General features: G+C 63.3%; 11 protein-coding genes. 5 read left to right on the top strand and 6 right to left on the bottom strand.

Annotation, left to right across the window (positions count from 1 at the left end):
• Window position 1: 1 nt before the first annotated feature.
• The 3 genes from EI983_RS12200 (at window position 2) to EI983_RS12190 (ending at window position 1,539) form a co-directional block, all read left to right on the top strand.
• On the top strand, window positions 2-388 hold the full coding sequence (locus tag EI983_RS12200; protein WP_157707659.1) for an RNA-binding S4 domain-containing protein: 387 nt from the start codon (window positions 2-4) through the stop codon (window positions 386-388).
• Window positions 389-439: 51 nt separating this feature from the next.
• Window positions 440-775 carry a ferredoxin FdxA gene (fdxA, locus tag EI983_RS12195; RefSeq protein ID WP_157707658.1) on the top strand — a complete coding sequence of 112 codons (336 nt, stop codon included), beginning with the start codon at window positions 440-442 and terminating at the stop codon, window positions 773-775.
• Window positions 776-1,032: 257 nt separating this feature from the next.
• Complete coding sequence (locus tag EI983_RS12190) at window positions 1,033-1,539, top strand: CarD family transcriptional regulator (RefSeq protein ID WP_157707657.1); 507 nt, start codon at window positions 1,033-1,035, stop codon at window positions 1,537-1,539.
• A 60-nt stretch (window positions 1,540-1,599) separates the two neighbouring features.
• On the opposite strand, the gene cobS is transcribed toward EI983_RS12190, so the two are convergent.
• Entirely contained in the window at window positions 1,600-2,373 is a 774-nt protein-coding gene (cobS, locus tag EI983_RS12185; RefSeq protein WP_157707656.1) for an adenosylcobinamide-GDP ribazoletransferase, read from the bottom strand.
• A gap of 80 nt (window positions 2,374-2,453) precedes the next feature.
• Here cobS and cobT point away from each other — a divergent pair, with 80 nt between their 5' ends.
• The gene (gene cobT, locus EI983_RS12180; RefSeq protein WP_157707655.1) at window positions 2,454-3,464 is read left to right on the top strand and encodes a nicotinate-nucleotide--dimethylbenzimidazole phosphoribosyltransferase; all 1,011 of its coding nucleotides are present in this window, start codon (window positions 2,454-2,456) and stop codon (window positions 3,462-3,464) included.
• Here cobT and EI983_RS12175 read toward each other — a convergent pair.
• The 5 genes from EI983_RS12175 to EI983_RS12155 all read right to left on the bottom strand — a co-directional run bounded on the left by EI983_RS12175 (window position 3,461) and on the right by EI983_RS12155 (window position 11,198).
• Entirely contained in the window at window positions 3,461-5,377 is a 1,917-nt protein-coding gene (locus EI983_RS12175; protein WP_157707654.1) for a cation:proton antiporter domain-containing protein, read from the bottom strand. The genes cobT and EI983_RS12175 overlap by 4 nt on opposite strands.
• Window positions 5,378-5,540: 163 nt before the next feature.
• Window positions 5,541-8,207 (bottom strand): hypothetical protein, encoded by a 2,667-nt coding sequence (locus tag EI983_RS12170; RefSeq protein WP_157707653.1) that lies wholly within the window; start codon window positions 8,205-8,207, stop codon window positions 5,541-5,543.
• A gap of 142 nt (window positions 8,208-8,349) precedes the next feature.
• Complete coding sequence (locus EI983_RS12165) at window positions 8,350-9,645, bottom strand: O-acetylhomoserine aminocarboxypropyltransferase/cysteine synthase family protein (protein ID WP_157707652.1); 1,296 nt, start codon at window positions 9,643-9,645, stop codon at window positions 8,350-8,352.
• Window positions 9,646-9,769: 124 nt separating this feature from the next.
• Complete coding sequence (locus EI983_RS12160) at window positions 9,770-10,120, bottom strand: hypothetical protein (protein WP_157707651.1); 351 nt, start codon at window positions 10,118-10,120, stop codon at window positions 9,770-9,772.
• A gap of 73 nt (window positions 10,121-10,193) precedes the next feature.
• A complete protein-coding gene (locus EI983_RS12155; protein WP_157709080.1) occupies window positions 10,194-11,198 on the bottom strand; it encodes a hypothetical protein in 1,005 nt (334 codons plus the stop codon).
• A 100-nt stretch (window positions 11,199-11,298) separates the two neighbouring features.
• On the opposite strand from EI983_RS12155, the gene EI983_RS19340 reads away from it, so the two are divergent.
• Window positions 11,299-12,063 (top strand): hypothetical protein, encoded by a 765-nt coding sequence (locus EI983_RS19340; RefSeq protein ID WP_246162153.1) that lies wholly within the window; start codon window positions 11,299-11,301, stop codon window positions 12,061-12,063.
• Window positions 12,064-12,066 lie beyond the last annotated feature (3 nt).

Below are 12,066 nucleotides of genomic sequence, written 5' to 3'. Positions count from 1 at the left end.
CGTGACCGAGACCGCTGACAAGCTCAGGCTCGACAAGTGGCTCTGGCAGGCCCGGTTTTTCAAGACGCGGGGCCTCTCGGCCAAGCAGGTAAGCGGGGGCCATGTGCGCGTGAATGCGACGCGTGTCACGAAACCTGCCCATGCGGTTGGCCCCGGCGATGTGCTGACTTTTTCCCAGGCGCGCCGGGTGCGTGTGGTGCGTATTCTCGCCCTGGGTGAAAGACGCGGCCCGGCCACGGAAGCGGCGACGCTCTATGAAGACCTCAGCCCGCCCGCCCCGCCGCGCGACCTGCCCGAGGCTCCGGCGCCGAAATATGAGGGCAAGGGCCGCCCCACGAAGCGGGATCGTCGCAAACTCGATGACAAGACGCGCCAAGAGCTTGAATGATCGCGGTCTCTGGATTAGGTGAAACCCAGCAGAAGACAGAACGAGACCGCCATGACCTACATCGTGAACGATGCCTGCATCGAGTGCAAATACACCGACTGCGTGGAAGTCTGCCCCGTCGATTGTTTCTACGAGGGCGAGAACATGCTGGTGATCCACCCTGATGAGTGTATCGACTGCGGTGTGTGCGAGCCCGAATGCCCCGCCGATGCGATCCGCCCGGATACCGAGCCGGATATGGAGAAATGGGTCGAGTTCAACCGGAAATATTCCGAAATGTGGCCGGTGATCATTTCCAAGAAAGACCCGATGCCAAATGCCGAAGAGCGCGACGGCGAAGAAGGCAAGATGAAGTATTTCTCGGAGAACCCCGGCGAGGGCGGCTGAGCGCAGACACGCGCCGCCTGCAAGCGCGGGAAGCTCTTTTTCCCACGGAGAAACATCGCTTTGCAGTGTTGCTCTGGCGGAAAACCCGTTTTTGTGTTATGATTCTGCCACATGTGAAGATTCCAGCCTGATATCCGTCTGCCCGTGCTGCCGCATGGGGATGGATTTCTTTGCGCTTACTGCCTTGTGTCCTGCGGCCAAATGGCCTGTGACCCGGCGGATGCGTTCAAAAGGGCGCCCTCGTAAGGAAAACCTGAATGAGCAAGACCAAATCCGAATTCCGCCCCGATGACTATGTCGTCTACCCGGCCCATGGTGTGGGCCAGATCGTTTCGATCGAGGAACAGGAGATCGCCGGCATCACGCTGGAGCTGTTCGTGATCTCGTTCGAAAAGGACAAGATGACGTTGCGGGTGCCCACCAACAAGGCGACCGAAATCGGCATGCGCAGCCTCTCGAGCCCCGATGTCGTGTCCAAGGCGATGACCACGCTGAAGGGCAAGGCCAAGGTGAAGCGCGCCATGTGGTCGCGTCGGGCGCAGGAATACGAGCAAAAGATCAATTCCGGCGATCTGATCGCCATTGCCGAGGTCGTGCGCGACCTGCACCGCACTGACGATCAGCGCGAGCAGAGCTATTCGGAGCGCCAGCTTTATGAGGCCGCGCTTGAGCGCCTGACCCGCGAAGTGGCGGCCGTGAATGGCGGCGACGAGGTGTCGGCGGCAAAGAAAGTTGACGACGTGCTGGTGTCACGCGCCGCGTGATCTGAGTATTTCTGGAACAATGAAAGCAGGGGCCGGTTCCGAAAGGGGCTGGCCCTTCGCTTATGTGAGAAGGGCTGTGCAGGTGAAGAGCACGGCGATTTCCGTCAGTTGCTGACTGGCCCCCAGGATGTCGCCGGTTTGTCCGCCGATTTTCTGCCTGGCAAGTGCAGCAAGCCCGGCCAGCACGATGGCGGCGCACAATGTGGCGGTCAAGGCGGCGGCACCCAGAAGCGCCAGCGCACAGGCGACAGCAATGCCCGTACCCAGGGCGGCGCTGCGCGGCGGAACACCCCCGACAAGATGTGACAGCCCGTCGCTGCGCGCATGGGGCAGGGCGGCCATCAGAACCGGCATGCCCGCGCGCGAGAGGGCAGACCCGGCCAGAAGGGCGGCGGTGGCGGGTCCGGCCCCGGCATCGAACAGCAGCCAGAGTGCTGCCCAACGAGATGCGAGGCCAAGGCAGAGCGCGATCACGCCATAGGTGCCGATCCGGCTGTCGCGCATGATCTCCAGCCGCGCGGCCTTGTCCCATCCGCCCCACAACCCGTCGGCCATATCGGCAAGCCCGTCTTCGTGCATCGCGCCGGTCAGCATCACCTGTGCGCCGAGCACCAGCATGGCCACAAGAGGCGCCGGCAGGCCAAGGCCCAGGGCCGCCAGACCGACAAGGGCCGCAAGCCCCGCGACCACCAGACCGGCCAGGGGATAGGCCCAGGCGGCCTCGGCCGCGCGCGTCGTCTGTCGGGCGGGCAGGGGCAGGCGCGTCAGCAGGCTGAGCGCTGTGACCGGATCGGAGGCCCGGATCAGGGCAGGGGTGATTTTATCGTCCGGCATGGCACATTTCTGATGCGGCTAGGGGCGTGGCCTGCGATACATCGAAACCAACAGGAAGTACAACGAAGGACGAAGGCGTCATGCAATTTGCCAGCCTTGACGATATCTGCGCCGCTCTGCGCGATTTGACCGATGTAGACCAGAAGGCCATGGCTGCGGCCCGCGCGCGCGATGCGGTGCTGACCAAGCCGCCGGGCGCACTGGGCCGACTGGAGGAGATCGCGATCTGGTATTGTGGCTGGCGCGGTGATGCACGGCCCGAGGTGACGGCCCCGCAGATCATCGTTTTTGCGGGCAATCACGGGGTCACCGCGCGCGGCGTCTCGGCCTTTCCGGCGGATGTGACCGAGCAGATGGTGCTGAACTTTCAGGCCGGGGGCGCGGCGGTCAACCAGCTTGCGCGCACGGTCGGGGCACGCATGGATGTGCATGCACTGGCGCTGGACGTGCCGACGGCGGATTTCACCGAAGGCCCGGCGATGAATGACGCGGAGTTCCTGCAGGCGGTGCAAACCGGGTGGGACGCGGTGGACACGCAGGCCGATCTTTTGGTCACGGGCGAGATGGGCATCGGCAACACCACGTCGGCCGCGGCGATTGCACATGCGCTCTATGGCGGTCAGTCCACGGATTGGGTGGGCCGTGGCACCGGCGTGGATGAGAGCGGGCTTGCCCTCAAGGCGGCGGTGGTGGCGGAGGGGCTTGCGGCCAATCCACAGGCCGAAGGAGACGGCCTTGAAGCGTTGCGCTGCCTCGGCGGGCGAGAGCTTGCGGCGATGGCGGGGGCCATTCTGAGGGCGCGCCACCTGCGTATTCCGGTGATCCTGGACGGATTTATCTGCACGGCGGCGGCGGCCTGTCTGCATGCGGCCAACCCGCGGGCGCTGGGCCATGCGATGGCCGGGCACAAAAGCGCCGAAGGGGCGCATCAGGCCCTGCTTGAGCGGATCGGCAAGGCGCCGCTGCTCGATCTGGGGATGCGGTTGGGCGAGGGGTCGGGGGCGGCGCTTGCGATTTCTGTGGTCAAGGCGGCACTGGCGTGCCATTCGGGTATGGCCACCTTCGCCGAGGCGGGGGTGTCGGACGGCTAACCTGCCTCCTCGTCATCCTCGGCCGCGATTGCCACGCCTTCTTCGAGCTGTGTGAGCAGCATCGTCTCAAGGTCTTTTTCCAGCTCCAGCGCGCGGGCGATATAGGCCTTGTTCTCGACCGTGGGCAGGTTCGGATCCCACAGTTTGGCAAGCTCCTGCACTGAATGACGGTCATGTTTGTAGAACGTCTTTTCCAGCTCGGCGGCCTCGAACTCGCTCAGGCCCACATTCTCAAGCACATAGCGCCCGGCGCGCAGGGAACTGTCGAACATCTCGCGGACGATATCGTCGGCCCCGGCCTGATAGAGCCGGAACACATGGGTCCGGTCGCGCGCGCGCGCGATGATGTGAAGATCGGGACGTTCGCGCCGGGCAAAGGCCACAAGCCGCGTGGCGGAGGCCGGATCGTCAAGCGCCACCACAAGCACGCGCGCGTCCTTCAGCCCGGCGGCATGCAAGAGGTCGGGCCGTGTCGGATCGCCCAGAAAGCCGCGCACGCCAAAGCGGCGCATGCGCTGGATCGCGGTCAGATCATGATCGAGCACCACCGTCTTGTAGCCGCTGGAGCGCACCAGCCGGTTCACGACCTGCCCGAAGCGGCCGATCCCGGCGATGATGACCGGACCCTGATCGTCGATCTCATCGGCATCCGGGGTTTCGCCGGCCTCTTCCATGCGGCTCGACAGGACATCGTAGAGAATGAACAGAAGCGGGGTGATCAGCATGGTCAGGCCGACGACCAGCAAAAGCAGTTCTTTCATCTCCTGCGGGATCACGTTTTGCTGGCTGGAAAAGGAGATGAGCACGAAGCCGAACTCGCCCGCCTGAGCGAGTGACAGGGTGAAGAGCCATAGATTGCGCCCGCGCAGATCGAAGGCGCGGCCGAGGACATAGAGGATTGCCCCCTTGATCAGGATGATCGCCAGGGCAAGGCCCAGCACCTGAAAGGTCTGGCTGGCCAGAATGTTGAAATTGATCCCGGCGCCGACGGTGATGAAGAAAAGCCCCAGCAGCATGCCCTTGAACGGGGCGATATCGCTTTCCAGCTCGTGCCGGAACTCGCTGGAGGCCAGAACGACCCCGGCCAGAAACGCGCCAAGGGCGGGCGAGAGCCCGACGAGGTTCATCAGAAAAGCGATGCCCACAACGATCAGCAACGCCAGCGCTGTATACATCTCACGCAGGCGGGCATGGTGGATGAAGCGGAACACAGGCCGTGTGAGATAAACACCCGTCAGGATAATCCCGGCCACCACGCCGATGGTGAGCAGGGTCGCCCCCCAGCCGGGCAGACTTTGGATCAGCGATATGGCGGCCTCATGGGCTGCGTTCTCGCCCTTGCCGGAGCCTTCGGAGAGCCGCTCCAGCGTTTCGGCAAGCACCATTTCAGGCGGCTTTGGCAGGGCCAGAAGCGGCAGCAGCGCCAGCATCGGGATCACGGCGATGTCCTGTGTCAGCAGCACCGAGAAGGCCGAGCGCCCGCCGCCGGTCTGCATCAGCCCTTTTTCCGAGAGGGTTTGCAGCACCATCGCGGTTGAGGAGAGCGCAAATATGAGGCCGATGGCCAGAGCGACCGACCAATACTGTCCCAGCACCATCGCCCCCACCATGACGGCCAGTGTGGTGATCCCGATCTGAAGCCCGCCAAGCCCGATGAGCTTGTGGCGCATATCCCAAAGCGCGCGCGGCTCCAGCTCCAGCCCGATGATGAAAAGCATCATCACCACGCCGAACTCGGCGATATGTTGCAGCTCGACCGTCTGGTAGCCCCCCACAAGGCCCAGCACGGGGCCGATCAGGATACCGGCCGCGAGATACCCCAGCACCGAGCCGAGCCCCATGCGGGCAGCAATGGGCACGGCGATCACGGCAGCAGTCAGGAATATGGTTGCCTGAAACAGGGCACCTTCCATTGGGGGTCCTTTCCCGGAGGCGGGTTGTCCCGATCATCCCCAATCTCGGCAGGACGCGCAAGGATTAGCCGGGTGTTTCGAAGTTAAAGAAAACGCCCGGCTGAAAGGATGTGCAGATTTCCGGGTGTTTTCGCGCGCCTGCGCCGGTCCTGCCCGATGCGCGCTAACCGCGCGGCATCTTGAGAACGACCGTCCGGCCACCTTTGACATAGCGCAGGTCATCATCGCCGATCGCCTGCACCTTGCCCCCGTCCAGCCGGTCACCAACCTGTACCTTCTTGTAGCGGCCGTTGGACATGCGCACCAGGGCGCGGCGTTTGTTGGGCGTGCCATATACGCCGATCAGGTTGACGCGCTTGAACTTGAGGGCGTTACGCTCGGTCGCGCGTTTGGCCACCGAAGCGGTGGTTGGAATGCTCGGGCTGACCCGTTGAGAGGCGAGCACCGCGACGGCCTCTTCCTGGGTGGCACCTGCGTTGTCTTGCTGCCGGTCCTGATTGCGCTGCGCGCGCTGCACGATCCGGTCGAAATTGCTCGGCTTGGTTTTCGGCTTGAGCGAGGCGCGCACAGCCTGCGGGGTGGCACCGGCAAAGGGGTCGGGGGTCTGGACCGCTTCGGTCAGCGCGGCGGCCAGAGCTTCGGGATCTGTTGTCGAGGCGGCGGCGGCCTCCGCTTCGGCCTGTTTGCGCGCAGCCTCAGCCGCCTCGGCAGCTTCCTGGGCGCTCTCGGGTCGCAGTTTGGGGCGCAGCGCCGCGAGTTCCGAGCGGGTCCGGCCGCTCAACTCGCTGCGTTCGATCTGTTCGGCCAGGTCGTCCGGGCGTGCCCGTGGCCTGATCGCGGCGACCAGAGCATCGGTCGCCTGTTCGGCGGGCTCTGTGCCTTGTGTCTCGGGCGTGCTGCGCTGTGACGGAGGCAGGACCGGCGGACGCCCGGCAAAAACCCGCACCGCGTCGGGCGTCAGCGCCCCTTCCGGGGTCGCCAGGACGAACCCGCGGCTGTCAAAGATAAACCGTGTGTCCGACGCCGGGGGAGGCGCGGGCGAGAACATCATGCCATCCGTATAGGCCCGTGCCGTCTCAGGGAGCGCGACCGCATCCTGAAAATCGGGCGCAGGGTCCAGCGAGGTCTGATAGAAATCCTCCATGTCCCTCGGCACCGGAGAGCGCGACGGCTCCGGGGCCAGTTGCCAGATGCCGGTCGCGGCATAGCGCGCGCGGGCCTCATCGGGGGACAGATCCGACGGTTGAACACGGCTGAGGATTTCGGTTGCCGGATCGTCCAGCACAGAAATGGGCTCGTTCGGCTGCAAAGAGGCCAGCTCGACATCCTCCTCCACCTCCTCAACGGGGTCGGTCACGGGGATATCTGCCACCGCAGGCACGGGATCGGGCTCGGAGCGGAAGAACCGGGCCAGCCCGTCATCCATGAAGATCGAGGCCCAGGCCGCGACACCGATCAGAAACAGCAGCAATACCGCCGTCAGGATCACCCCCAGGAAACGCGGTTTTCCGCCAACGGCGACCGGCTCGCGCGCGCCGAAGATGGTCATGCGCTGTTTTTCGTCCTGCGGATCGGGAATGGCCGAGCGGCGGGTGTCGGGCTTGCGGGTCTTGTCGCGCGACCGGCGGGTGAAGAAGGCCGCCGCTTTTGCCTGCGCGGAGGCGGCGGGTGCCGGGGTGTGGGCCCGTGGCGTGTCTTCCGCGGCCGCCGCATCGGCGTCGTCGCTGTGCAGCAGCACCGGGGCCACTGTTGCAGCTTCGTCTTCGGGCAGGGCCGCGTCGGAGATGCCGGTGATTGCGGGCGGTTCCTCGGGTTGCTCGGGGGTGATGGCGGCCCCGAGCGTGATCCGCGGTGGCGCCATATCCCGCTGTACCCCGTCCAGACGCGGCGGCGCAGAGCCGGCATCGTCCCGGCGCGCGCGGATGCTGGAGAAGGCAGCGGCGGGTGCGGCAGGAGGGTCAGCTTCGGTTTCCGGTTCGGTTTCCGGCGCGATTTCGGGCTTCGGGGTGTCCTCGGCCGGGTCTTCCGGCAAGCTGTTTTCAGCCACGAGCGTCGAATTGTCGTCGGCCGCATCCACGACCTCTTCGGCGGGCTCGGCAGAGGCCGGTTCGGGCTCAGGCTCTGTTTCCGGTTCCGATGCGGTTTGTGGAGCGGCCTCCGGGGCGGGTGTGTCGCTTGGCCCGGCCTCCGGTTCCGCGGGCGTGTCCGCCTCTGGCGCTGCCTCTGCGGTTTCGGACGTGGCCTCTGTCTCCGGTGTATCCGGATCGGGCGTATCTGCCGACGCGTCCGGATCGGGCATTTTCGATGCCCCAATTATGCGCACCGGTGCGCTGTCGCGCTCGACCTCCTGATCGGCGGCTGCCACGGTCAGGCCAAAGAACGGCTCTCCATGAAAGGTGGCGGATGCGCATTCGGCGACAAAGCTGACCGGGTTGAACTGATGTTCGACCGCAAAGGCCTCGGCCTCGGCCAGGGTCTCGCGCGCAACGGCGGCAATGGTGACCCGGTCCCCTTCTTCGGCGAAGTCATAGGCGAGTTCGCTCACCTGATAGGGCGTTGCTCCGTCCAGCGCGGCCTGCACGGCCTCTTGCAGGTCGGCGCCATCCAAGTGATTGATTTCTAGGTATTTCACCTGGTCGTCGGGAAGAACGATCTTGGTCCGCATTCCCGAAGGATCAAGCAGCAGCGCCTTCTGCCGCAGCTCGGCCAGCTCTCCGGTCAGATCGGTCGAATCCAGCCCCACGTCGCCGACAAGATGCCAGCCCGGGAAGGCCCGGTGCAACAGGCCAATCCCTTCGAATGACAATGTCAGGGCAAAATTCGGTTTCATCGCCACTGCTTTAACATCAGACCCTTGCGCCGGGAACGCCGTCGCTTACGCATCGGATTTTACAGCAGGTTTCTGCTGAGGAAAAGGAAAAGCCCCGCCGCGAGGCAAATCACCTCAGCGGCGGGGCAAAGGGCGTGGCGCGTCAGGCGGACGCTTTGGCCAAGGCCTGATCCAGATCGGCGATGATGTCGTCCACATCCTCGCAACCGATGGAAATCCGCACCACATTGGGGCTGGCCCCGGCGGCGGTCTGCTGCTCGGGGGTGAGCTGCCGGTGCGTGGTCGAGGCCGAGTGGATGATCAGCGACCGCGTGTCGCCCAGGTTGGCCACATGGCTGAACAGCTCCAGGCTGTCGACCAGTTTGACACAGCCGTCATAGCCCGATTTCAGCGCCACGGTGAACAACCCGCCTGCGCCTTTGGGGCAGATCTTCTTGATCCGGCTGTGATAGGGCGAGGATTTCAGCCCGGCATAGGTGACCGCCTCGATCCGGTCGTCCTTTTCCAGCCATTCGGCGACGGCCTGCGCATTTTCCACATGGCGTTGCATCCGCAAAGAGAGCGTCTCGATCCCCATCAGCGTGTAATGCGCCGCCTGCGGGTTGAGCGTCATGCCCAGATCGCGCAGGCCCACGGCGATGCCGTGGAAGGTGAAGGCGAGCGGGCCGAAGGTCTCATGGAACTTCAGACCGTGATAGGCTTGCTCGGGTTCGCTGAGCGACGGGAACTTGTCGGAAGCCGACCAGTCGAACGTGCCGCTATCGACCACCACGCCGCCCGTGACGGTGCCATTGCCGGTAAGGTATTTGGTCATCGAATGCACCACCAGAGTGGCCCCATGCTCGATCGGGCGGCACAGGTAAGGCGTGGCTGTCGTGTTGTCGACGATCAGCGGCAGCCCGGCCTTGTCGGCCACTTTCGCGATGGCATCGAGATCGGCGATATGACCGCCGGGGTTGGCGATGCTCTCGCAGAAGACCGCGCGGGTGTCGTCGTCGATGGCCGCGGCGATCGCGTCCATGTCGTCGATATCGACAAACTTGGCCGACCAGCCGAAGCGCTTGATCGTCTGGCTGAACTGCGTGACCGACCCGCCATAGAGCCGGGTGGAGACGACCACGTTCTTGCCCGGCCCCATCAGCGGGAAAAGCGCCATGATCTGTGCGGCATGCCCCGAGGAGCAGCAGACCGCGCCCACACCGCCCTCAAGCGTGGCGACGCGCTCTTGCAGCACGGCCACCGTCGGGTTGGTCAAGCGGGAGTAGATATAGCCCACTTCCTGCAGGTTGAAGAGCGCCGCGGCATGTTCGGCATCGCGAAACACATAAGCCGTGGTCTGATAGATCGGCGTCTGGCGTGCGCCGGTGGCGGGGTCGGGGCGGGCACCTGCGTGGATTTGCAAAGTGTCGAAGCCGACTTTGTGGATCCGGTCTGACATCGGGGGTCCTCCATAGGATATACGACAATCTGTCTATGCCATCCGCCGGGGGCTCACAACGGATTAAAACGCGCTCCGGCGTTCTCGGAATGCGTGCGGAGATCGGGCCGACCTTGTCAGAAGATCAGTTCGAATCCTTCATCGGTTCTTCCGATTTGCCGCTCTGGGCCGTTGAACCGGTCTTGGCTGGACGCGGCGCATAATTCTTCTCCAGCCAGTCGGCGATCAGCTTGTCCCGCTCTTCCTGTGCGCCCAACTTTTCGTAGTACAAGGATGTGGTTGCCGTTGATTCGTCGGGAAAGGTGATCGTGTAGGCAAAATCGTCGTCATTGCTGCTGAGCGCTTTGACATTGGATGTTTGCACGACCTTGAACCGATAGCCATCCTGGACAATCGTTTCTTCGACGGTGCGGGAATACAGATCGCATGAGGCAAGAAACAAAACCGCAAACAGTGAAAAAGCAAAATACTTCATGTCTTTGTCCTTTTTGTCATCCGGCTTCAGAAGAGGTCGAAACCGTCCTGCATCAAAATGTCGAAAAAGCAAATCACCGCATCCAGTAGCCTTCGCGTTTGATCTTGTTGCGGATGGCCTGCTCTTTCTTCGGCAGATCGTCGCGATCAAACAGATCGCGCACCTTTTGGCCACGCCCATGATAGATCATGAATTTCATCGGGTCATAGTTTTTCAGCGCCCGCTTGATCCAGTTGGGGGATGTCACCCGTTCAAGAACCTCGACGACATGATCGCTCTCGCGCGCATAGAGAAGCGGCAGGAAGCGGTAGTGACAGCTCACTTCTCCATCCAGAAGGCCCTCGGGTAGCGTATCGCGCCCGCCGCCGAGCGAATGGATCACAAGCGGCAGCGCCACCTGATCCAGCCAGGGGTCAAGCTCCTGACAGATCAGCTCTGCGGGCGGGTCGTCGCGAATGGCCAGCGCATAGTCCAGAAAGCGCTGCCCGAAGACATGCGGGCAGGAGTAGAAGAAGAAACCGGCGTTGAAATAGAGGTATCGCTTCCAGAACTCATCGGGCCAGCTCAGGTCAAGCGAGCTTTCGAAATCAAGGCCGAACTTGTCATAGAGCGACTTCCACGTGGCGGTATAGCCGGGGCCGTAAAGCTCGATCTTGGGCCATGTATCCTCGCGGCGCAGGGAAGCGGTGGGACGATCGAAGTCGAACGGCACCTTGCAAATATCGCCGGTGATCAGGGTATCGGTGTCGAAAAACACGAACGGCTCGCCCTTGGGCAGGGCAAACAGCATCTCGATCTTGTTGCCATAGGGGTAGCTTTTGCCGAAATGCTTGTTCTCAAAAGGGATTATCTCGGCATCAAAGCGGTCCAGCAAGTCCTTAACATCGGGATTGCCCATGCGCGGATCACCCGGCCAGCAGGGACCGGGCTGAGGCTCCGCCACCAGCAGCCGACCCTTGAAATCCGGGCTCATCATCCGCAGGGAGGCCGCAAAAATCGCCGCTTCAAACTGCAATCTGCCGCCTTGTCCGACGATGACGATATTGAAGTCTTGGATTCTGCCCGTGTTCCCGGCCATACTCATCCCAATTCTGCTCTTGCCTGCAGGCTCACTATAGAGGCGGCCGACAGGCAACGAAAAGAACAGAATGAGCGAAATTTGAGAAGGACAATAGATCGTGTTGGATTTGATTCTGTTTGTGCTGGCCATGACGCTCGGCAGCGACGGCGAGACGGATTATGCCGCAACGACCTCTTCGGGAGAGGCGGTTGTGATGGTCGAAGAGGCAACGCCTGACGCGACGGCGCCGGAGGAGGTTGTCGAAGAGGTCGTCGAAGAGGCGGTTGAGGAGATTGTCGAGGAGGCGGTCGAAGAGGTGGTGGAGCAGGTCACGCCCGAACCGGAGGTCGCGGACGGGGGCAGCTGGAATATCGAGCCGGTCAACGATGGCTCCTGGATCACGAACGCGCCCGAAGGGTTCGGCGCGCAGAACAGCGGCGGCAATGGGCTGCTTGCGGGCGTCGCCATGAGCGATGACGAGGGGGCATCGGCCGCGCAGACCTTCGCGGCCGAGCCGCAGATCGCCACCGGAAAGTTCACCACGGCGACCGAGGTACGGCCCATCCTGGAGGCCACCAAGGGCAACTGGGTCGCCCTGCGCGATTACAATGGGCAGGACTGGCTTTATGTCACGCATATCTGGTCCTGGCGTTGCGGGCTGCACCAGATGCGCTATTCGATCAATGGCGGGCCGATGCAGGTCTGGCCGTTGCCGCCCTGCCACGAAGGCACCGCCGCACCGAACGCGATCATCGAAAGTGATGGCCTGCCCGCGACGACTTTCGCCTCGGGCTCGGTTCAATCGATCGAGGTGGAGTTGCTGCTGGATGATCTGAGCGCGGCAACGGCGCAATATATCCGTGCGGATGTCCTGATGCCCTGAGGT

The sequence above is a fragment of the Roseovarius faecimaris genome (genome assembly GCF_009762325.1).
Taxonomy (GTDB): domain Bacteria; phylum Pseudomonadota; class Alphaproteobacteria; order Rhodobacterales; family Rhodobacteraceae; genus Roseovarius; species Roseovarius faecimaris.
This window is presented reverse-complemented; position numbering and strand designations above follow the sequence as displayed.